16 protein-coding genes and 1 pseudogene are annotated in these 23,733 nt (G+C 48.5%); 14 read left to right on the top strand and 3 right to left on the bottom strand.

The genetic code is table 11. The features are described from left to right. Positions 1–47: 47 nt before the first annotated feature. On the bottom strand, positions 48–2,096 hold the full coding sequence (locus L3C95_RS27475) for a TonB-dependent receptor (RefSeq protein ID WP_236392850.1): 2,049 nt from the start codon (positions 2,094–2,096) through the stop codon (positions 48–50). Between the two features lie 883 nt (positions 2,097–2,979). On the opposite strand from L3C95_RS27475, the gene L3C95_RS27480 reads away from it, so the two are divergent. The 14 genes and pseudogenes from L3C95_RS27480 (at position 2,980) to L3C95_RS27545 (ending at position 18,613) form a co-directional block, all read left to right on the top strand. Continuing rightward, a complete protein-coding gene (locus L3C95_RS27480; RefSeq protein ID WP_236392852.1) occupies positions 2,980–3,819 on the top strand; it encodes an energy transducer TonB in 840 nt (279 codons plus the stop codon). A gap of 208 nt (positions 3,820–4,027) precedes the next feature. Next, entirely contained in the window at positions 4,028–6,607 is a 2,580-nt protein-coding gene (locus L3C95_RS27485; protein ID WP_236392854.1) for a phosphoenolpyruvate carboxylase, read from the top strand. Positions 6,608–6,777: 170 nt separating this feature from the next. Then, a complete protein-coding gene (gene ureA, locus L3C95_RS27490; protein WP_089809655.1) occupies positions 6,778–7,080 on the top strand; it encodes an urease subunit gamma in 303 nt (100 codons plus the stop codon). Between the two features lie 37 nt (positions 7,081–7,117). Continuing rightward, positions 7,118–7,414: pseudogene (gene ureB / locus L3C95_RS27495) on the top strand (urease subunit beta); the annotation flags it as partial. A 74-nt stretch (positions 7,415–7,488) separates the two neighbouring features. Then, positions 7,489–9,210: an urease subunit alpha gene (gene ureC, locus L3C95_RS27500; protein ID WP_236392881.1), complete on the top strand. Its 1,722-nt coding sequence runs from the start codon at positions 7,489–7,491 to the stop codon at positions 9,208–9,210. Between the two features lie 8 nt (positions 9,211–9,218). Next, entirely contained in the window at positions 9,219–9,722 is a 504-nt protein-coding gene (gene ureE / locus L3C95_RS27505; RefSeq protein ID WP_236392883.1) for an urease accessory protein UreE, read from the top strand. A gap of 6 nt (positions 9,723–9,728) precedes the next feature. Continuing rightward, positions 9,729–10,415: an urease accessory protein UreF gene (locus tag L3C95_RS27510; protein WP_236392885.1), complete on the top strand. Its 687-nt coding sequence runs from the start codon at positions 9,729–9,731 to the stop codon at positions 10,413–10,415. A gap of 52 nt (positions 10,416–10,467) precedes the next feature. Next, complete coding sequence (gene ureG, locus L3C95_RS27515) at positions 10,468–11,106, top strand: urease accessory protein UreG (RefSeq protein ID WP_236392887.1); 639 nt, start codon at positions 10,468–10,470, stop codon at positions 11,104–11,106. Beyond that, positions 11,103–11,885 carry an urease accessory protein UreD gene (locus L3C95_RS27520; RefSeq protein WP_236392889.1) on the top strand — a complete coding sequence of 261 codons (783 nt, stop codon included), beginning with the start codon at positions 11,103–11,105 and terminating at the stop codon, positions 11,883–11,885. Before ureG ends, L3C95_RS27520 begins: the two co-directional genes overlap by 4 nt. Positions 11,886–11,897: 12 nt before the next feature. Beyond that, positions 11,898–12,599 (top strand): sulfite exporter TauE/SafE family protein, encoded by a 702-nt coding sequence (locus L3C95_RS27525; RefSeq protein WP_236392898.1) that lies wholly within the window; start codon positions 11,898–11,900, stop codon positions 12,597–12,599. Between the two features lie 178 nt (positions 12,600–12,777). Further along, on the top strand, positions 12,778–14,190 hold the full coding sequence (gndA, locus tag L3C95_RS27530) for an NADP-dependent phosphogluconate dehydrogenase (RefSeq protein WP_236392909.1): 1,413 nt from the start codon (positions 12,778–12,780) through the stop codon (positions 14,188–14,190). Positions 14,191–14,244: 54 nt separating this feature from the next. Next, positions 14,245–15,750 (top strand): glucose-6-phosphate dehydrogenase, encoded by a 1,506-nt coding sequence (gene zwf / locus L3C95_RS27535; RefSeq protein WP_236392911.1) that lies wholly within the window; start codon positions 14,245–14,247, stop codon positions 15,748–15,750. 5 nt (positions 15,751–15,755) lie between these two features. After that, the gene (gene pgl / locus L3C95_RS27540) at positions 15,756–16,481 is read left to right on the top strand and encodes a 6-phosphogluconolactonase (protein ID WP_236392921.1); all 726 of its coding nucleotides are present in this window, start codon (positions 15,756–15,758) and stop codon (positions 16,479–16,481) included. 683 nt (positions 16,482–17,164) lie between these two features. Next, positions 17,165–18,613 carry an alpha-L-fucosidase gene (locus tag L3C95_RS27545; RefSeq protein ID WP_236392931.1) on the top strand — a complete coding sequence of 483 codons (1,449 nt, stop codon included), beginning with the start codon at positions 17,165–17,167 and terminating at the stop codon, positions 18,611–18,613. Between the two features lie 615 nt (positions 18,614–19,228). Here the strand turns inward: L3C95_RS27545 and L3C95_RS27550 are convergent. Together L3C95_RS27550 and L3C95_RS27555 are read right to left on the bottom strand one after the other, a co-directional pair. Beyond that, the gene (locus tag L3C95_RS27550) at positions 19,229–22,051 is read right to left on the bottom strand and encodes a S8 family peptidase (RefSeq protein WP_236392933.1); all 2,823 of its coding nucleotides are present in this window, start codon (positions 22,049–22,051) and stop codon (positions 19,229–19,231) included. Between the two features lie 120 nt (positions 22,052–22,171). Continuing rightward, positions 22,172–23,728 carry an FMN-binding glutamate synthase family protein gene (locus L3C95_RS27555; protein ID WP_236392935.1) on the bottom strand — a complete coding sequence of 519 codons (1,557 nt, stop codon included), beginning with the start codon at positions 23,726–23,728 and terminating at the stop codon, positions 22,172–22,174. Between the last annotated feature and the right edge of the window lie 5 nt (positions 23,729–23,733).

The raw sequence follows: 23,733 nt of genomic DNA on the forward strand, positions 1-23,733 counted from the left end.
CATCAACAGGCGCGGCAGATAACAGGTACTGCAGCAGATGACGCGAATTATAACGTCAGGCGCAACCCTCCATAATAATTCCTTCCCGGGGCAGGATTGTAATACCTGGCGCCCACAGCGTTCAGGTCATTGCCCAGGCTATAACGCTGGTTCAGCAGGTTATCAGCACCTGCATAAACGGCCAGCCACTTATTGACACCCCAGTTGACTTTCGCCTGTACCAGGTGATATTCGTTTGCAAAGGCAGTATTGGCGTCATCCAGCGGTAAGCGGTCAGTGTAGGTGTACTGGCTATATAGTGACACACGTGCCGGAAATTCCACGAGCAAGGACGCCGTAGCGATGTTTTTCGGAACGCCGGTTAAGGCATTGCCGGAAAGGTCCTTACCTGCGCTGATATAGTCGCTGAACAGGAAGTGACTGTAGGTATAACTTCCCTGGAGCTGTATGCCGCGGGTAAAGCCCTGGCGCCTGGGCGACTGTAACCAGGCGGAACCCTGGAATTCCACTCCCGTCTGATGCGTACCGCCGGCATTGGTGAAGAACTCCGTACCGTCATCATGCAGTTTGCGGACGATGGCATCCTGCAGCTCGTAATAGAAAACGGCCGCATCCGCCTGGAAACGGTTGTTCCGGCTATTGAACCGGAGGCCTGTTTCATAGTTCCAGCCGGTTTCTGCCTGCAGGGCGGTATTGATAATATTGTCTGAAGCACGTACCTCCGCGATGGAAGGAGGGGAGTAGCCCCTGCTGACAGTGGCGCGTGCTGCCAGAGCGGGTGTGATCAGGTAGGAGAGGGAAAAGCGGGGCATCAGCTCCGCGGTGAATTTCTTTTTCCCGTCTATGCCTGCTGCCACATCATTGAAATGGTAGCGGTAGTAGTTAAGGCTTACAGCCGCTTCGGCCACCCATTGTTTGCCGGGACGTAAGGTAACACCGGTAAAGTAAAAGTATTGCCGGGCGGTGATGTCGCTGGCCGCCTGTAAGGTATCTCTTACGCCAGCCCTATTGCCATAGTTGTCAATATCGGAGCCTGTCTGCTGCCATTCCACGCCAGTTGTCCAGTCCAGTCGCATGTTGCTGTTGCCCAGCGCCTGGTCCTGCAGGGCAATGTAGGTGCGGGCGCCGAAGGTATTCTCATCCCGGGCTTCGTAGTTGGTAATGAACGGATTTTCAAAGTGGGTGTTGCTGCCAAACACTGTGATCACATGCTGCCAGTGTGTGGCGAGTTGTGAGGTATGTACCAGGCCGCCAAAGGCTGTTTTATTCCTGATCCCCGCCTGTTGGGTAATAGCGCTGGGTAAGGTGGCGGTGGCAGGGCGGGATCCTTTCGGATTGGCTGCTGCCTGTGCGGCTGTCAGACCACCGGGCGTGCGGTAATCCAGGTCACTGTAAAAGGCGATCAGCTTGAGCTGGTTATGCGGATTATATTTCCATTCCTGGGCGGTCTGCACATAATATCTTTTCATAGCACTATTATCCCGGTAGCCATCAGACCGGTGTACGGCCTGATAGATATTCACCTTATAATTTCCCCACTGGTGCTGCCAGCCTATCTGTTCGCGAAACAGGCCATAGCTGCCTCCTTGTATATCCGCTTTCAGGCGACTGCTGTCTGGCAGGGTACCTGCCGGATGGAGGAGTACTACGCCACCTGAGTTGGCGCCGAACTGACTGCCATCAGGGCCTTTTAATACTTCAATACCCTGAAAACTTCCCGGGTCGGCAAGATTAAGGTAGGAATTGCCACCGGCATCCGTTAGCGGGATCTCGTCGAGGTATAATTTTACATTGCGGATACCAAAAGGAGAGCGCAACAGACTACCTCTTAAAGATAAACGATAGCTACCCGGTGAACGCTCTTCCATACGTACGCCAGGCACAGTATTCAGGGCCGGTAATAATGTAATGCCCTGTTGTAATTGCAACTGGCGGGCAGTAAGTACAGTACTGCTGGTGGGCACCTGGAGCAGGGTAAACTGTTTGCCGGGATATGCCTGGATCACTACTTCCTGCAGATGCCGGGTAGTATCAGATGGTGATTGTGCATAAGTGGCCAGCGGCAGTATACCAAGAGCCAGTAGAATTTTTTTCATTAGATAATGTTAATGTCTTCTATTATTTCAAATCTACTTGTATTTTCTTTATTCAGCATGCTAATTAGGATCACCGGTATTAACCGCACTGACAGTTGTATTTCTTAACAACGTTATGGCTTGCAGTAGAACGCTTTCGCAGGCGCTGACATCGTCTGCCACGGAAATATATTATACAATTTTTCGGGTGTGATAATCAGCAATTTGTTATGCACAATAATGCTGCCTGAAAAAAAATTATGTCTTTGCATTTGGAAATATAATTTCATGCTGTATATTTGTCTACAGATTCAGTAGACTATTAGAATTTACCACCACCCGGAGAAGAGCGCTGAGTATTCTCCTTGTTTTGTCTCACCAGCAAAGCAATATTATCGGCAATATGAAAATCAAAAACTGATTATTATATGCATCAGCATAGCGAATTATTGATACATAGTAAAGTGGGTGTAGTGGTGAAGATTGATCATACCCAATTCTGTAGCACAGTTGCTTACAATAGCTGTTGCTGATAACAAAGAAATTGTTTGCTATAAGCTGTAAATAAAAATGCCCGGTCAGGCTAGCGGGGAAGGTGTGTTGCAGATTTATTGGTGGTAAATTATAATGTAATATACCTCCCGCGCCCCCTGGCATTAACCTCCTTACCTTTTTATCTACCAACTTGATTTATTACAACATTATTTATACCTGTATGGTAACAATATGATCGTTACCATAAAAGATAGTGAATACTTCCTTTAGCAAATAGGTGATCCCGATCCGGATTTCAATCTGGGCTGGTAATATTAATACTCCTCCATATTAATACACTTCTCAAAGTTTTTTTTAAAATCCTTATGGAAAGATAATGACGTTGCATCTATATGTAAATGTTTATCCCATGAATGCAACGAACATTATTAAATCAGACTTTCTCGACATTCTTTTTGATGGTCGGAATAAAGACTACGGTGCCTATGATTTACGCAGAAGTGAAGACAGACGTGTGCGCAATGCCATTATTGGTACGACTTCCATCGCATTGGTCATCATCGGTGGATATGTACTCAGTAATAAACTGATGGCTGCGGATATGCATACACGAAAAGATGTAGCAGTGAAAGAAACAGTCTTAAAAGATCTTGAAATTCCGGAGGAGAAACCGTTAACCCCACCACCACCTCCGGTGACTACACCACCACCGCCGGCCGCTTCATCCATTAGATTGACTCCTCCTGTTATCACTGATGACGACCTTGTACGTGCAGAAGATGAAGTGCCGAAGTTGGACAGCATTGGTAATAAATCTATCGGGGTAGCTAATATTCAAGGTGATGATGTGAATGGTGTTGAAAATCCTTTTGAGAGTGGTACTGGTGTTGGTCCTGTTGTAGAGCCGCCTAAAGTGGCTGAAAGAGAAGAGGTGTTCATGATTGTGGAAATTATGCCTTCATTCCCAGGTGGAGAAGAAGCATTGGCGAGATTTCTCCAAAAGAACGTGCGGTATCCCCGTCTTGCGCAGGAGACCGGTATTGAAGGGAAGATATTCGTACAGTTTGTAGTGAATGCTGAAGGAAAGGTAGGCGAAGTACAGACAGTAGGCGCCCATAAAGGTGGCGGACTGGAAGAAGAGGCGATGCGGGTCGTAAAATTGATGCCGAACTGGAAACCTGGTAAACAAAGTGGACGTTCTGTTAGCGTAAGGTACAATCTGCCTATAGGTTTCAGACTGGACAACTAAAAGACTAATTCCATTTTACCGGATCATATTACTCAATTAACAGGTTTATTCTCTCAACACACCCATTTTCAAGGGGGACTTGCAAAAAGGCCGTGGCGGAAGCTGCGGCCTTACTCTTTCTAATAACTTTCCATTCTACTTTGTAACTATTTTATATTATTTTTAGCTCCCGGTTGGCAAAGGCTCTTTTAAATTACGAAATTTAGTTATGGAAGCACCGGTTAATAATACCTTACAATTATTCAAGAACCTGGTTGGCACCAAGTTCCAGTTATACAATAGTCTTTTTACCGCATTGCCTTTTCATAAGGTAGAAAGAACCGGCGTATTTTTATCATTATTCCTGATCCATTGTGAAGAAGGATATGGCAAGGAAAAGAGTCCCCAGGAAATTCTCAACTCCTATTTTGAACAATATACCTCCTGCAGCAATGAGCAGCAGAAGCTGGACCTCATGTTCCGCTTTGTGCAGTATGCTGAAAGACAGGTAGTACTGTTTGATGCGTTGGAAGATGCGGCCTTCCGCGATATCCATGACATGTATGGTACCGGCTCCCTGAGCCACCTGCAGTCAGAAGTCATCGCAGAGCAGGCAGAAGAAAAGCTGGCAAAGAAGCTGCAGGATTTTTCAGTGAGACTGGTACTGACAGCGCACCCTACCCAATTCTACCCGGGCAGTGTACTCACCATCATCAATGACCTGTCAAGAGCATTGATCAACGATAATACCGCCCAGGTGAACTCCTACCTGCAGCAATTGGGTAAAACACCGTTCTTCAAAAAGGAAAAACCAACGCCATACGATGAGGCGATCAGCCTGATATGGTTCCTGGAGAACACCTTCTATCCGGCTGCCGGACGTATTATATCTAAGTTAAAAGCACAATTCCCTGCTTCTATCAATAGCTCTAATCCGGTTATCAGAATGGGTTTCTGGCCCGGTGGTGACCGCGATGGTAATCCCTTCGTGAATGCTGACATCACATTGCGTGTGGCAGAAGCACTGCGCGGAGGTATTATAAAATGTTATTATCTGGATGTACGGAGGCTGAAACGCCGCCTTACCTTCAAAGGTATTGAACAGGAACTGGCCGCACTGGAACAGCAGCTGTACAGCAATCTGTTCATTCCTGGTCATAAGACCAATATCACCCAGCAGGAAATCCTCGATACACTGGCACGTATCCGCATCGTGCTTATTGAAGAGAACAATGCCCTCTTCCTGAATCTGCTTGATGACCTGGCCAGCCGGGTAGAGCTGTTCGGGCTGTTCTTCGCTACCCTCGATATCAGGCAGGATAGCTCAGTACATGGGCCGCTGCTGGATGCAGTTGCTGCTAACTCGGACTTGCTGCCATCCAACTATGCAACCCTTTCTGATGAAGAGAAAATAAATAGTCTCCTGAACATAAAAGGAGCATTGAACCCCGATGTGCTGAAAGAGCCATTGCATAAAGACACGCTGGCCACTATCGCCGCTGTAAAAGAAATACAGCAGAACAACGGCGAGTTTGGCTGTCATCGCTATATTATCAGCCATAGCATGAATGCGCTGAATGTGATTGAAGTCTATGGCCTGTTCCTGCTGGCAGGCTGGCAGAAGGAAACCTTGAGCGTTGATATTGTGCCGCTGTTTGAAACAATAGACGACCTCCGTCAGGCTGGTAACGTGATGCGTGAGCTGTATGATAATGCTGCCTACAGGGAACACCTGCGCAAGCGCTACAATAAACAGACCATCATGCTCGGCTTCTCTGACGGTACCAAAGATGGTGGTTACCTGATGGCCAACTGGAGCATTCACAAGGCTAAACAGGAGCTAACACGCATTTCCAGGGAATATGATATAGATGTTGTCTTCTTCGATGGCCGTGGCGGTCCTCCCGCAAGAGGTGGTGGTAAAACACACCAGTTCTATGCATCTATGGGCCGGGATATTGCGAATGAAGAAATTCAGCTGACAATACAGGGGCAGACCATCAGTTCCAACTTCGGAACCGTTGATTCTGCACAATTCAATATCGAACAACTGGTGCACGCAGGTATCGCCAATGAGATCTTCTCGTCACGCGAGGTGACCCTTACCGACGAAGAGGATGCATTGCTGCAGCAGCTGGCTGACGAAGGCTTTAAGTCGTTCAATAAACTGAAACTGCATCCAGACTTCCTGGATTACCTGGACTTCGCAAGTCCGCTGCGTTACTATGCTGAAACCAATATCGGCAGCCGTCCTTCCAAACGGAATGCTGCAGCTAAACTGAGTCTCAACGATCTCAGGGCAGTACCTTATGTGGGGGCATGGAGCCAGCTGAAACAGAACGTGCCTGGTTACTACGGTGTGGGTGCGGCATTGGAAGCAATGGATAAAGCAGGTAAATGGAGTGAAGTTGAAAAACTGTATAAAAACTCACTGTTCTTCCGTACGCTGCTCGACAACTGCCAGATGGCGATGAAGAAAAGCTACTTCCCACTCACCGCTGCATATGGTAAGCATCCGCGTTTCGGAGAGGTCTGGAATATGATACATGACGAATATGAACGTTCCTGCGAATACATACTGCGCCTCACCGGACAAACACAGCTGATGAGCGCATCGCCGATAGATCAGTTGTCGATCCAGATGCGTGAACGTATCGTGCTGCCGCTGCTGACCATTCAGCAGGGTGCATTGGCCCGCATCCGCGAACTGAATGAAGCAGGTAACGGGAATGGACTGAAGGAAACGTATGAAAAACTGGTAGTACGCTGCTCTTTCGGTATCATCAATGCCGGCAGGAATTCTGCTTAATAGTTTATACGCACTTGTCATATAGCAAACGCTCAATGCATTCCGCATTGAGCGTTTTACTTTCTGCTTTTTTTCCGTAAATTAACACACGGGAGATCACTTTTAATTTCATTAACCCATTTCCCTGCAACCAACTGTCAGGAGCTAAGACACATTTAAACCAAAATACTATGCATTTAACGGCAAGGGAAACTGAAAAACTATTGTTATACCTGGCAGGAGAACTTGCTGAGAAGAGAAAGGCCAGGGGACTCAAACTGAATTATCCGGAAGCAATAGCACTGATCAGCAGCCGCTTACAGGAGGCCGCCCGGGATGGGCAGACAGTTGCGCAGCTGATGCAGTATGGCGCCACTATCCTCACACGCGAAGATGTGATGGAAGGTATTCCAGAAATGATAGATGAGATCCAGATAGAAGCGACTTTCCCGGATGGTTCCAAGCTGGTGACAGTACATCATCCAATCAGATAGAAATAGTAATCAGCCAACATCTAAATCCTCTTCAATTATGATCCCAGGTGAATATTTTATTGCGCCCGGTGTGATCGATGCCAACAGCGGCCGTACGGTCACACAGGTGAAAGTAGTGAATACAGGCGACAGACCTGTGCAGATAGGTTCTCATTGCCACTTTTTTGAAGTGAACCGCATGTTGTCTTTCAACAGGGAAGCAGCCTTCGGTATGCGCCTGAACATTGCAGCCGGTACTGCCGTACGTTTTGAGCCCGGTGAGGAAAAGACCGTTACACTGGTAACGCTGGGCGGTAACAGGAAAGTCTTCGGCATGAATAACCTGGTGAACGGCACTACCATTGGAGAAGAGGCCCGCCGAAACGCCATGCAGCAGATACAAGAACAACAATTTAAACACCAGCCGGAATGAGTCTTCAGATAAACCGCGACCGCTATGCGGCGATGTATGGTCCTACGACGGGCGATAAAGTCCGCCTGGGCGACACAGATATTATCATCGAAATAGAACACGATCATACTGTATATGGCGACGAAGCCAAATTTGGCGGCGGCAAAACCATCCGCGACGGGATGTCGCAGTCGTCCACCGCTACCCGCGATGAAGGAGTGCTGGATATGGTCATCACCAGTGTGATGATCATCGATCACTGGGGCATTGTGAAAGCAGATATCGGTATCAAAGACGGAAAGATCGTGAAGATAGGCAAGGCAGGTAATCCTGATACCATGGATGGCGTAGACCCGGATATGATCATAGGCGCCAGTACAGAAGTACATGGCGGCGCAGGGTTGATAGCTACCGCTGGTGGGATTGATACACATATCCACTTTATCAGCCCCCAGCAGATCTCGCATGCGCTGCATAGCGGTATTACCACGATGATCGGTGGTGGTACCGGTCCTGCTGATGGCACCAATGCTACTACTGTCACACCAGGCAAATGGTTCATCCGGAAAATGCTGCAGTCGGCCGATGCTTTTCCCATGAACCTGGGCTTTCTCGGCAAAGGAAATTGCGCCACTGAAGCGCCGCTGTGGGAGCAGATAGAGGCCGGTGCGCTGGGATTGAAGATCCATGAGGATTGGGGTTCGTCGCCGGCTGTTATCAACGCCTCTCTGCAGGCGGCAGACAAATACGATGTACAGGTGGCTATTCACACAGATACGCTGAATGAATCGGGCTTCCTGGAAGACACCATTAAGGCGATCGATGGGCGTGTGATCCATACCTATCATACGGAAGGCGCTGGAGGAGGACATGCGCCCGATATTATCAAGGCGGCCATGTATCCGAATATCCTGCCATCATCTACCAATCCTACAAGACCATACACCGTCAATACGATCGATGAACACCTGGACATGCTGATGGTATGCCATCACCTGGACAAGAGTGTGCCGGAGGATGTTGCTTTCGCTGATTCCCGTATCCGTCCGGAGACGATTGCTGCGGAAGATATCCTGCATGATATGGGCGTATTCAGCATGATGAGCTCCGATTCACAGGCCATGGGCCGTGTAGGAGAGGTGATCATCCGTACCTGGCAAACTGCCGATAAGATGAAGAAACAGCGGGGAGCACTGGCAGAAGATAGTGGCAGCGGTAATGATAATTTCAGGGCCAAACGTTATGTAGCCAAGTATACGATCAATCCCGCCATCACCCATGGCATTGCAACACATGTAGGTTCGCTGGAGCCGGGTAAACTGGCGGATATCGTACTGTGGAAACCGGCGCTATTTGGCGCCAAGCCGGAAATGATCATCAAAGGAGGTATGATCATCTGCAGTCGCATGGGAGACCCGAATGCCTCTATCCCTACACCACAGCCGGTGATGTACAGGGAAATGTTCGGTGCTTTTGGCGGCGCTTTGCATAAGACCTGTGTGACCTTTGTATCGCAGGCGGCAGCCGGGAAGAACATTGCGCAGGAATATGGGCTGCAAAAGATCATACTGCCGGTGAAGAACTGCAGGAACATCGGGAAGAAGGATATGATCCATAACAACAGTACGCCGGAAATAAAAGTCAATCCGGAAACATATGAAGTAAGCATAGACGGGCAGGTACTGACCTGTGAACCGGCGGCGGTATTGCCACTGGCGCAACGATATTTCCTGTTTTAATCGCACATATGATCATCATAGAAAAGATAGAAGGCAACGTTGTGAGCTTTCCCACGGCGAACCGGGTCATAGATCCCTTGCGGCTGGAATGGTTTGAAGCGGGCAAACGGCTGCTGCGCCGGCATACGCAGGGCAGGCAGGAAGTGGCGTTGCGTTTCATGCGGGAAGCGCCCATGTTGCAACAGGGAGATATCGTGTGGATGGATGATAAAAAAGCCATCGTCATTGATATCATTCCCGCAGCCGCCATCGTCCTGAAACCGGCTACCATGAAAGATATGGCGGCTGTTTGTTACGAGATCGGCAATAAACACCTGCCATTATTCCTGGAAGGAGACGACGTGCTTGTGCCATATGAAGAGCCATTGTTCCGCTGGCTCGAAGCAAAGGGATATACTCCCGTCAAAGCGCAGCGTACACTCACCAATATGTTGCGGAGCAATATTATACCACATGAACATGGCAGCTCAGGATCACTTTTCAGTAAGATCATGCAGCTCGCCTCCAAATAAACCATCATGCAGCAATGGCTACCATATCTCTTACACCTGAGCGATCCTACATTGCCGATAGGAGCTTATACGCATTCCGGCGGACTGGAAACTTATGTGCAACAGGGACTGATAAAAGATGCTGCGGATGCAGCTGCTTTTATCAGGAACATGCTGGCGCATAACCTGCCTTATAATGACGCACTTTTTGCGGTACTGGCATATCGTGCGACGGAGGCAGGAGACGTACAACAGCTGGTACAACTGGACCAGGAGTGTACCGCATTGAAAGCGCCACAGGAATTGAGGATGGCCAGTCAGAAACTGGGCATGCGCCTGCTGAAGTTATTGTCACCACTGGTGGTACATGCTACCGGCAATGCTTACCTCTCGCACATCAGGTCGGGCGAAGCCGCAGGGCATTATTGCCTGGCATTTGGATTATACGCCTGCCTGTCGGGCATTCCGCTGTCGGAAGCAATCGCCGCATTTTATTACAATGCAGCGACTGGGATGGTTACCAATAGCGTAAAACTGGTGCCATTGGGACAGCAACAGGGGCAGCAGATACTGTTTGAGCTGTTGCCGCAACTGCCTGCATTGGTTGAACAAACATTACACATACCGCGGGAACTGGCCGGACGTTGCAGCTTCGGATTTGATATCAGGAGTATGCAGCACGAACGACTGTATTCAAGATTGTACATGTCTTAATACATCCGTATGGCCGGTACCGTATGAATTGATTGACGTAAACAGATTGAAAATGCAATCGCGTACATACATAAAGATAGGCGTGGCCGGCCCTGTAGGCGCCGGTAAAACAGCACTGATAGAAAGGCTGTCAAGGCAACTGCATACACAGTATAGCCTAGCAGTGATCACCAATGACATCTATACCAAAGAAGATGCTGAATTCCTGGTGAAGAACAGCTTGTTGCCTGCTGAGAGGATCATTGGTGTGGAGACCGGTGGCTGTCCGCATACAGCCATCCGGGAAGATGCCAGTATGAACCTGGAAGCTGTGGAAGAAATGGCAACAAGATTCCCGGATGTGCAGATCATTTTTATTGAAAGCGGTGGAGATAACCTGTCTGCTACTTTCAGTCCTGATCTGGCCGACCTGACCATCTTCGTTATTGATGTAGCAGAAGGCGATAAGATACCCCGCAAGGGTGGTCCCGGTATTACCCGTTCGGACCTGCTGGTCATTAACAAGATTGACCTCGCGCCCTATGTAGGCGCGAGCCTTGAAGTGATGGAACGGGATGCCCGAAAGATGCGTCAGGGCAGGCCATTTGTATTTACCAACCTGATGACGCAGGAGGGACTGGACACCGTAATAGGATGGATCAGGAAGTATGCATTACTGGAAATGGTAGAGGAGCCTGCCTTGTTGCAATGAAGAGCGAACTGCAAATAAAAGCGGCTGTAAGGGGTGCAGGCACTTATCTGCAACATTGCTATTATACCAGGCCTTTTAAAGTGGCTGATATCAGCGGTAGCAGGGCCGGTAGCTTACATCTGACCATGATGACGGCTTCTCCGGGAATACTGGATGGGGATGCGTATGACATCCGGATTGCATTGCAGGAAGATGCAGGTCTGCATCTATACACACAATCCTACCAGCGCATCTTCAACATGCAGCAAGGCGCCCGGCAACGTTTTCATGTGGAAATGGGGCGGGGCAGCAGTTTATGTTATCTGCCGCATCCTGCTGTGCCGCATGAGCATTCAGTGTTTGACAGTGCCAGCCGTATTGAGCTGGGACCAGACTGCCGCTTATTGTGGGGAGAGATCATAACCTGTGGCCGTAAACTAAGCGGGGAAGTATTCAGGTGTAAGCATTTTCAGAACATACTGGAAGTACACCGGGAAGGCAGGTTGCTGTTCAAGGACGTTACCGTATTGCAACCAGGTATGGTGCCACCAGGTAACATGGGCCAGTGGGAAGGATATACGCATCAGGCGTCTCTGTTGTGGCATGATGACAAGCAGGACATGACAGCGATGGGAGAGGTATTGCACGAGTGTTTATCCGAAGAAACAAATATTACCGCCGGTGTGTCCCGCACTGCTTCGGGGGCATTGCTCCTGCGTGTGCTGGGACAGGGAGGGGAGCAGTTGTATGAGCTGTTCAGGAAGATAGCGCTGCTGGCCGGAGAAGAACGAAAACTATAAACTGTACCGGATATGAATACAGAATTGCAGGTATTGTTGCTGACAGCTGTCACAATAAGTTGTCTGCATACATTGACAGGGCCAGACCACTACGTCCCGTTTATTGCCCTGAGCAGGGTAAGAGGCTGGACTGTCCGTAAAACGGTGGTGTGGACACTACTTTGCGGTATCGCGCATGTAGGCAGTTCGGTATTATTAGGATTGCTGGGCATAGGCCTGGGCTGGTCCCTCTCAAAGATCAGCGGTCTGGAAAACCTGCGTGGAGGGCTGGCCGGGTGGGCGCTGCTTACCTTCGGGTTACTGTATACGGTATGGGGATTGAAACGGGCCTGGAGCAATAAGGTACATAAGCATTTTGATGTCTATGATAACGGGGATATATATGTGTATGAACACAAACACGGGCAGATTGTTTATCCTCAGGACAGGACGAAGGTCACACCCTGGATCATGCTGCTGATTTTCGGGCTGGGACCCTGTGAACCGCTGATCCCCCTGTTGACCTATCCGGCGGCACAACATTCCGCCTACGGCATGGTGATGCTGATCGTGTTTTTTACACTGTTCACGCTGCTGACAATGACGGCTATGGTCCTGTTGGGATATTATGGCTTTTCTGTGTTGAAAACCAGTAGTTTAGAGCGGTATGTACATGCCCTTGGAGGGCTTACTATACTGGTGTGCGGTATAGGAATGGTGTACCTTGGATGGTAGATTTAAGGAAAATTTAAGAGTCGGCGGGAGATTGCATTTATCACGGATTTTCATGTACAAACAATGGGATTTGACATGGGATGTTCAAAGTTTTGTCAGGTCATCCAATAGTAATTGTAATTGGTAATTGATAATTCGTACTTTTACTTCATTCTTTTAGGCACTTACACGATAATTTATGGCACAAAGCGTATTCGATTTTGGCATGATTGGTCTGGGCGTAATGGGTAGAAACCTTTTACTGAACATGGCTGATCATGGTTTTTCCGTTATTGGTTTTGATAAAGATAGTACCAAGACCGGGGCTCTGGAATCGGCTGCTACAGCTGGCACTACTGTAAAGGGAGTGGCAGAACTGGCAACCATGGTACAATTACTGGAGCGTCCGCGCAAGCTGATGATGTTGGTACCAGCGGGTCAGCCGGTGGATGATGTGATAGAATCACTGATCCCCCTGCTGGAAAAAGGCGATGTAGTGATTGATGGTGGTAACTCACATTATACAGATACATTGCGCCGGGTAAAATACCTGCGGGAGAAAGGTATTCATTTCATGGGCATCGGCGTATCAGGTGGTGAGAAGGGCGCCCGTACGGGACCGAGCATCATGCCTGGTGGCGACAAGGAAGCTTACGAGAAAGTAAGACCGATGCTGGAAGCCATCTCCGCGAAGGTAAATGGTGAACCTTGCGTAGCTTACCTGGGTAGGGAAGGCGCCGGTCACTATGTGAAGATGGTACACAATGGTATCGAGTATTCCATCATGCAGCTGATCAGCGAAGCTTATGCATTGCTGAAACAGGCTGGCCTGGATAACGACCGTTTACATCAGGTGTTCAAAACCTGGAATGAAGGCGATCTGCAATCTTTCCTCATAGAGATCACTGCTGATATCTTCCTGCAGAAGGACGATAAGACCAGCGCAAGACTGGTAGATGTGATCTCCGATAAAGCGGGTTCCAAAGGAACCGGTAAATGGACTTCTCAGGAAGCAATGGAACTGCCAGTGGCCGTTCCGGTGATAGACACCGCTGTTGCCCTGCGTACCTTGTCCGGTTATAAGGATGAGCGCGTGCAGGCAGCTGCTTTATACAAAGCACCTGCAGCAAAACTCAATACACCGGTAGATACCTGGATACAGCAGGTACATGATGCCCTGTACTTCGGTGTGATCATCAGCTATGCACAGGGGCTGGCTATGCTGCACCAGGCATCCAAAGAACTGCAGATGGAAATTCCTTTACCTGAAGCAGTGAAGGTATGGAGAGGCGGATGTATTATCCGTTCTACCCTCCTGGAAGTATACACTACCGCTTACAAAGCATCTCCTGAATTATCAAACATCCTGTTGAACAAGGACGTAGCTGCCCTTGTAGAGAATGCCATTACAAACACACGTGCAGTAATAGCACAGGCAGCACAGACAGGTACCGCAGCAGCTGGTATCATGTCAGCACTGGCTTACTTCGATGCTTACCGCACAGAACGTATGCCTACGAACCTGGTGCAGGCACAGCGCGATTACTTCGGCGCTCATACCTATCAGCGTATAGATGCACCCGGCAGTTTCCACACTGTATGGGGTGAATAAAAAGTTTGGAGTGTCTCCGCTGACAGCGGGGACACTGTCATAAAATATAGAGTTATGCAAAATCATAAACGTCCGCCTGCCTCCATAGTCTTCATCTTCGGTGGCAGCGGCGACTTGAATTACAGAAAACTATCGCCGGCTTTATACAACCTGTTCCTGGACAACTACATGCCGGAAAAATTTGCTATAGCCGGTATCGGCCGTAGTCCCTATGATAATGAAGCTTACCGTGAACGCTTACTGGATGGTATCAAGAAATTCTCCCGCCGTAAAGGAGAACAGAACGGCCACTGGAAAGATTTCAGCCAGCATGTAAACTATCTGCAGATGGACGCGGAAGACCAGTCTTCCTATAGCGCCATCACTGACTATGTGAAAGCGAAGGAAGAAGAGTGGAAAGAACATCCTAACGTGATATTCTATCTGTCTGTAGCGCCACAACTGATGCCTGCCATCGCACAGAAACTGGGTAGCCTGAACCTGTGCAGTGACACGCGCAGCACCCGCATCGTGATAGAGAAACCATTCGGTCACGACCTGCAGAGCGCTCATGAGCTGAATACACTCTTGCAAAGCCTGTTCTCTGAAGAACAGATCTACCGCATCGACCACTACCTGGGTAAAGAAACAGTACAGAACCTGATCGCACTGCGTTTTGCCAATGCACTGTTTGAGCCCATATGGAACCGCAACTACATCGATCATATACAGATCACAGCTTCAGAAACTGTAGGTCTGGAAGGCCGCGGTGGTTATTACGAAGGTTCCGGCGCACTGCGCGATATGGTGCAGAACCACATCCTGCAGGTAATGTGTATGATCGCTATGGAAGCGCCCGTATCATTTGATGCAAACGAGATCCGTAACAAGAAAGTGGATGTACTGAACGCTATCCGCAAATTCACAAAAGATAAGATACACGAAAACGCAGTACGCGGCCAGTATTCTGCCGGCTGGAGAAAAGGCACGCAGGTGGTAGGGTATCGTGAAGAGAAAGGAGTGGATAAAGATTCTGCCACTGAAACCTACGCTGCCGTTAAGTTCTATATTGACAACTGGCGCTGGCAGGGCGTACCGTTCTACGTACGTACCGGCAAGAACATGCACCAGAAGGCCACCAATATTACCTTGCAGTTCCGTCAGGCGCCGCATTATGCGTTCCCTGCAGAATCAGCAGAAACCTGGCGTCCTAACCGCCTGACCATCAGCATACAGCCGGAAATGGATATCCGTATCCGCTTCCAGGCAAAACGCCCGGGTCAGAGTATGGAACTGGACCCCGTGGAAATGGTCTTTAACTTCGATCGTCAATATGGCGACGACCATGCACCAGAAGCATATGAAACACTGCTGCTGGACGTAATGGAAGGTGACGCAACCCTGTTCATGCGTGCAGACCAGGTAGAAGCTGCCTGGAAAGTGGTAATGCCGATACTGGAAACATGGGAGTCCCGTACGCCGGTAGATTTCCCTAACTATGCACCTGATTCCTGGGGACCTGAAGATGCAGACGCCCTGATCGCAAGAGATGGTCACGCCTGGATCAACTTACCTAAATAAGAGCAATGGAATTACATATAGCCAAGAACACCCAGGAACTAAGCGAGAACCTCGCTGCATGGATCAGCAATTATATCCAGGAAGTGCTGCAGGACCAGCCTATCTTCACATTTGCCCTCTCCGGAGGAAGCACGCCTAAACAGCTATATACGCTGCTCACCAAAGAGCCGTATAAACTGATCATCCCTTGGGAGAGGATCCACTTCTTCTGGGGAGATGAAAGAGCAGTGCCTTTTGAAGATGAGCGTAACAACGCCCGCATGGCTTACGACACCCTGCTGAACGTTGTAGGCGTGCCGTCTGAAAATATCCATGTAATGCGCACTGATATTGAACCTGAAGCCGCTGCCACAGAATATGAAAAGATCCTGCAGCAATACTTCAAAGACAGCGACACGACCTTTGATCTCGTACTGTTAGGTATGGGCGATGACGGACATACCCTGTCCCTCTTCCCCGGTACAGAAGTAGTACATGAGAAAAAAGCCTGGGTAAAAGCATTCTTCCTGAAAGCGCAGGACATGTTCCGCATCACACTGACAGCGCCGGTTGTAAATGAGGCCGCCTGTGTCATATTCATGGCCACCGGTGCCGGTAAAGCCCTGACTTTGAAGAGTGTGATCGAAGGCGACTTCAATGCAGAAAAATTCCCTTCCCAGCTGATCCGTCCGCAGGATGGAGAGCTGCACTGGTTTGTGGATGAAGCAGCAGCAGGCGCCCTTGAAATGTAGGCACTGCTGATGATAAAATACTTATAAAAGCCTCTCTGGTATAACCGGAGAGGCTTTTGTATTTAAGGCGAATATTGAATGAAAATCCCATAGACTATAGCCTCATGGATTTTAGTGGCAGCCAGCGTCGGTTTGGTACCGAAAGGTTGTGGTGCTATCTGCAGGAAGGAGGAATGGGAACACCGGCAGGATCGTTGATGAGATTATCTACGGAGGTTCTGGCTTCCCCACCGTAGGGCTGGTCGTATCCTCATATCGATCGCAAAAGGAACGTAATAGCGGATCATACTGCCTGATCGTATGATTACATCAATGGTAATAAAGGTACATATTGGCGCATCCAGTAATATCGGGCTGTCCGCATAGTGATCAACGGGATTTGGGCAGGCAGGTAATATCAGTGGCTTAAGATTGTCAGCAGCGGATTTTTCCTGATAGCCAGCTTCCCTATATACCGCCGGTTTTCTTTATCACACTGAACCATGATTTAGGACCATCCTAATTGTCTGAATGCAACCGTAGCATGGGGAATACTAATATTGTACCGGTCCCTGTGCAGATGCTATTAGGAATTCATCCCCTGCCAATTTATATTTAAGGGAGTTAATCAACTACGATATTATCAACTCGATATTATCAGTTCTGTATTTATCAATTCATGGTCTCATCTATCAACTACTGTTATGAAAAAACTCTTCCTTTATGCAGCCGCTTTTTTAATGGGAGCTGCGCCGCTTGCTGCACAGCAATACACGGCCGACTGGACCTCCCTCAACAAACGCGGTATTCCTGCCTGGTTCAATGAAGCCAAGTTCGGCATCTTCATACACTGGGGCGTGTATGCCGTTCCTTCCTTTGCAGTGGTAGGACCAGGCGGTTATTCCGAATGGTACTGGTATCAGCTGGATGGTGCAAAGGATGAAACACATCAGAAAGTACGGGCTTTCCATGATAAGAACTACGGTAAGGATTTCAGTTATCAGCAGTTTGAATCGCAGTTGAACGCCTCCTTATTTGATCCGGCTCAATGGGCAGATGTATTCCGTCGTTCGGGCGCTAAATACGTAGTGCTGACATCCAAACACCATGAGGGATATTGCCTGTGGGATAACAAACAGGCCGATTCTGTATGGGGACGGCCCTGGAACGCAGTAACCGGTACCCCTAAAAGAGACCTGCTGGGAGATCTGACCAGTGAGGTCAGAAAAGCAGGCCTGAAAATGGGGTACTACTATTCTCTCTACGAGTGGTTCAACCCGCTGTGGAAAAAGGATAAGGCCAGCTACGTAAAAAATGTAATGACACCACAGTTCAAAGATCTCGTAACGCGATATAAACCCTCTGTGATCTTTTCTGACGGAGAATGGGAGATGTCAGATACCGCGTGGCGTAGTACAGAACTACTAGCCTGGTTATTCAATGAATCTCCTGTGAAAGATGAAGTAGTAGTGGACGACCGCTGGGGTAGCAATACCAGAGGACATAACAATGGCGCTACATACCTCACCTCTGAATATGGCAGTGGCATGCAGCCCGGCGTAGTATGGGAAGAAAGCCAGGGCATCGGTAATTCCTACGGTTACAACCGTATGGAGAATGTAAATGATTACAAAAAAAGCAATGACCTGATCGTATTGCTGGTGGACATCGTTTCACGTGGTGGCAACCTGCTCCTGGATATAGGGCCCACTGCTGACGGCCGCATACCAGTGATCATGCAGCAAAGGTTAGTCGACATGGGCGCCTGGCTGGAAGTGAACGGAGAAGCGATCTACAACACCAAACCATGGAAAGAAACGCGTCAGTGGAGTGCAGGTAGTCGTCCGCAAGTGAAAGAAACCAGTTTCATGTCAGATTACAATGTGTCAAAGATGATCAAGCCGTCTAAAGAACATGCACATATTGAAATGTTCTTTACAAAGAAAGACGATGCGTTGTACTGTATAGCTACCGGATATGAACCTCAGATACGCATCAAAAATTTCATACCGTCGAAACAGGCCAAAGCTGCCATACTCGGTTGTAATAAAGCCATTACGTGGCAACAGCAAGGCAAGGATTGTGTAGTGAACCTGTCCGGATTACGTCCCGGAGATATAACCAGCAACCTGTTTGTCGTGAAGATCAAATAAAGGAGTGCAAATAGCTACATGATATGACAACAAGCACCACTGTACCTGGTAAAGAAGACTGACAGGAATGTTTAGTATCAGGTCAGTGCAGGAGAGGAACGACTATAAATGGTATAATGTATGGCCTATAGCGCATAACGTATAATGCACAAGGCGTAACGAAAAACGCATAAGGCATAACGAATAATGCAATAAGGCATTAGGCATTTGATAGAACAATAAGGTAATAAGGTATAAATTCGAAGTTGGTATTGGATGATCATGTCCCCGCAAGGAGACCTATACATGAAAATAGAGCAGTTGTTTTCAATACCTGAAGAATCTTAAACCAGACTACAATTGGACGTCTGGAAGCAGCAGCGGGTTCAGATGGAGATCTCTGGCCTCAGTTGTTTGAAGTATGCTGACACGCTTGATGGGAGTTAAACAGATAACTACTGCCCGTACGCATCCCACAGCCCAATGCTTAGCAACTTCAAAGAACTCAGCCAGAGATCCCATCTGAAAACCCGCTGCAATTATGTTAATCCGTCAGTTTGCAAACTATTACTCGTAGCCCATTTGAGGCTCACTGCAAGCCGCCGATTTCATGAATTGTTATCTGAAGACAAAATATCAATCCGTTACCTTCACAAATTGTTTACTAAACACTTTCCGCGCCCCATCATAGATCACACAGATATAAATTCCCGCCGCGATACCTTTCAGCGAATAGGTTTCCCTCATTTGCGTTATTGGACGTGTAAATACAGTCCGGCCGTTCATATCAGTGAGTCGCACCTGCAGATCACCCAGGCGGCTGCTGAGCAGTGTGAGTTGTTGTGAAGCAGGAACAGGGAATAAATGGAACTCCTGGTCAATTAATATCTGCACAGATTGTACATCCGAATAAATATTACGACCATCAGTCAGCTCTAACCGCACACGGTAATAAAAGATCCCGGAATGATCGGGATGATCTTTATAAAGGGTATGAAGATTCTGAGCGTCCGAATTGTTATCCTCACTGGAGAGCGTTACGAAGTTATTGCCCTGTAAGCGTTCCCAATAGATCTTTTTCACCCTGTAGGCAGTACTGAGCACGACGTTAATATCAACGCTGTTGTCTGCCTGCACATCTGCCAGTACCTGGCGGAAAAAGCAATAAATACCCTGCTGTTCGTAGTTATAAGTAGCACTTTGTAGCCCGCTCCATCCATCTTTATGTCGCGGTGTGATCGAGATATAAGGAGAGGATAACTGTGTTTTAGGAATGAGTAACACGGTATCTGTTGTGGTGCTGATAAGAGACAATACCTGTCCTCGCAGGGTATATACTTCGTAGCCGGAAGCATTGTCCATCAGCGGCCAGTTTATCTGTAGCGTGTCAGGACAGTTATAACCTATATTGATGCTTACCGGAGAGGATATGTTGAAATAGTCACTTACCCAGCTGGTATCTGCAGTGCTCATCCGCAGTAATCCCTTACTGAAAATGGCCGGTATGTTCCAGTGGCTGTTTGCGCCAGCCAGGGGAATATCAACAGCTATCGGCGTCCAGGTAAGGCCGCTGTCAGCACTGAAGGCAAGCGTTCCATTGCCGGTATGTGGCGTACGCCAGCGTACCGCAATATTGTCTCCGGCATTCAGTTGCTCACCGGCCGCGGGGTATTGCCATTGGAAAGAAGAAAGAGGAATAGCCTGCCAGGCGATATGAAAACGCTGTGTCGTACCTGAAGACAGTTGCCGCGCATTAACGCGGATATTTACTGTTCCTGCCACAGGCAGTTCAATAGATACCTGCTCCAGGTTATTCAGGCTGTCCCTGCCGCGGCGGGCAGGAGCTGCAAGGGAATCAGCAGCAGGAAAGGTACTCAGTAGCCAGGGCTGGTAATTGTTGCCGGCATTATCTGTAACAGAAAGATCGAGGTCATTGAGCAGGGCTTTACTGACATTCTCCGTAGCTGCAGGATCGTTCCAGCTAAGCGTGATCTTCAGCCTGGCAGTATTGGGTGGTACGGTGACAGGTATAACGGCAGTATTTCCTGTCGTCACTTCACCGGAAAAAAGCCTTTTCTCTTTGATAGTGCGCACAGCAGCAATAGCATTCAGTAGGCCATATCCGCTACGATGGTCGGGACCTGGTGTATTAATGTCATCCGCACTGTTGACCAGTATCGCCTTTACCATAGCGGCAGCAGGCGTTATGCCAAATTCCTGCTGATATGCCTCCTGTACAAGCGTCGTAATGCCGGTTGTGGTAGCCGCGGCGTCAGAGGTGCCGGCTTGTCCGTAAGCCACCAGCTGTGGAGAAATGCGACCATCAAAGGCTGGCCCCTTCGAACTAAGCACAGGAACATTATAGCCGGTGTCAATACCGCCAACCACGAGCACATTCTTTGCCTGCTTGAAAGTACCACTAAGGTTGGCATAACCAGTCAATCCCTTGTATGTACCATCTGCTGGAGCAGTATTGCCGATATTACCCGAAGAGAAAATATGCAGCAGCGTATCCAGTGTATACACCTGCTGATCGTATGCAACCGCTTCTGCGCCGTAATAATTCTCAAGGCTCGTACCATAGGAATGATTCTGTACGCTAATAGCGGCATTCCTGAAATAACTATCCTCATCCGGCAGCAGACGCTGATAGTCAGAGGAGCTTATCCTTGCTTTTACAGCAACACCCTTGCCACTGGGACCGGTATTTCCCAGGCCGGCAATAAGTGTGGCCATCATGGTAGCATGCGGATTGATAGTACTGGCAGCGAGCGGAGAAGGGACAGCTTTCCCTAAAAGATCAATGTCGGTGGTATCAAACAATTCTTCCTTCAAGCCAACAGTATGTTTGTCGCCTTGTAATGTAGGATATTGCTGATGCAGTACATTGATATAGTCAACGGAAGGCAGTGCATTATTGATAGCAATTTCTGTGCGTGCGGTGCGCAACCTGTCTACAAAGCGTACATTACGTTGTGCCATAAATAAAGCCCAGTCCCTCATTTTCACGGCAGCTATCACTACCGGGTAGGACGATGCAGCTGATAAGGGCCGGCAATATTGAAGGGTATTAACAGTATTGTTAAACGACACCTGCACCAGCAGACTATCCTTTAAGTTTAATGTGCTCACATCCCTGACCAGCGCGTCAGTGCACTTCCAGTTGTAATTGGCCGGATAGATCTTTACAACACGTTTCGCTTCAACAGAGTCAAACTTTACCTGTTGCAGGATATGATGATGTGGACTGAGAGATCTTGTCAGTCCATGCTTTTGTAGCAGGGCATCGCCGGGGAATGCGTCAAATTTTACCAGGAAGTATCCGGATGTGGATGCAGTGGTGTCTGCATAACGAAGTACAATGCTGTCGGCAGAGGTCCGCTCCTGCGCGGATACATCATAGGGATTGAACAGATTGATCAGCAGAAAAAGCAAAAATATCGGAAAGCAGGCATTCATGTACGGGCAACAATTTTGGTCGAGACATGAATGTAAATAAAAAAATCAGGAATTAAGCATCAGGAACTAGCGCGGATGAGTATCTCCGCATTAAATTCCTGATACTTAATTGTCCATCTCTTACCATGCGTCTATACTCACGGTTTCCATCTCCTGTCCGGTCAGCAGTGAACCGGCAGGAGTACTGGGATATATTTCTTCGAATGTCTTTACCTGGTTCATGAACACGCGGCGGGAAATATGACTGCGGGTAATATGGTGTGGTGTTTCCAGACCGGCAGCAGCCGCCAGTTCAATAGCGCTTTCGATCGTGTCCTGGTGATAGTTGGATACACGGTGTTTTTTGTCGTCTATCACCAGACCGGCCATCAGCCATTTATCCTGCGTAGCCACGCCTGTAGGGCAGCGGTTAGTATTACATACCAGTGCCTGTATACAACCCAGGGCCATCATCATAGCACGGGCGCTGTTGCAGGCATCTGCACCTAATGCCATTGCGCGGAGGATATGGAAACCGGTCAGGATCTTACCGGAAGCAATCACTTTTACCTTGTTGCGGATATTGTAACCTGTCAGGGTATCGTGTACAAATGCCAGTGCGTCCATCAGCGGCATACCTACAGAGTTGGAGAATTCAGGAGGTGCCGCACCGGTACCACCTTCACCACCATCTACTGTAATAAAGTCCGGATAACAGCCTGTTTCCAGCATCGCTTTACAGATAGCGTGAAACTCCCTTTTCTGCCCGATACAGAGTTTAAAACCTACGGGTTTACCGCCACTCAGCTGACGCATGCGGGAGATGAACTGCATCATCTGCCTGGGTGAACCGAAAGCGGTGTGGTAAGGAGGTGAGGCAACGGTAGTATGCGGTTGCACGTGACGGATAGCCGCAATTTCAGGTGTATTCTTGGAAGCAGGTAAGATACCCCCATGGCCCGGTTTCGCGCCCTGGGAGATCTTCAGTTCGATCATTTTAATTTGCGGCGTGGTACATTTCTCGGAAAATAGTTTCTCGTCAAAATTACCCTCGGCCGTCCGGCAGCCGAAATAACCGGTACCGATCTGCCAGATAATATCGCCACCCTGCGTCAGGTGATGTTCGCTGATGCCACCTTCGCCGGTATTGTGAGCGAAATTACCCAGTTTCGCACCCCCGTTAAGGGCCTGTACCGCATTGGAGCTGAGAGAACCGTAACTCATGGCTGAAACGTTCAGAATGCTGGCAGAATAAGGTTGTGTACAATCGTTTCCTCCGATCAGTACCCGCGGGTCCTTATTCATTTTCTCAAAAGCCCTGGGCTGGATGGAATGGGCCATCCATTCGTAACCTTCGGCGTATACATTGAACTGTGTACCAAATGGTTGGGAGTTCAGTTCCCTTTTGGCGCGCTGGTAAATGGTAGAACGGTCTACACGGTTTACCGGACTACCGTCAATATCACTCTCCACGAAGTATTGGTAGATCTTGGGGCGGATATCTTCCATAAAATAACGCAGACGGCCCACTATGGGGTAGTTGCGCATGATGGCATGTTTCTGTTGGGTTATATCGATCAACCCCATGATAATCAATGGTAATATCAGTGCGAGTAACCACCAGGTCCAGGGGAAAAAATATCCCAGACAGGTAATGAAAGCCAGGCTGACCACCGTAAAAACAATAAATCCTTTCATATATA

The sequence above is a fragment of the Chitinophaga filiformis genome, from assembly GCF_021646545.1.
GTDB classification, from domain to species: Bacteria; Bacteroidota; Bacteroidia; order Chitinophagales; family Chitinophagaceae; genus Chitinophaga; species Chitinophaga filiformis_A.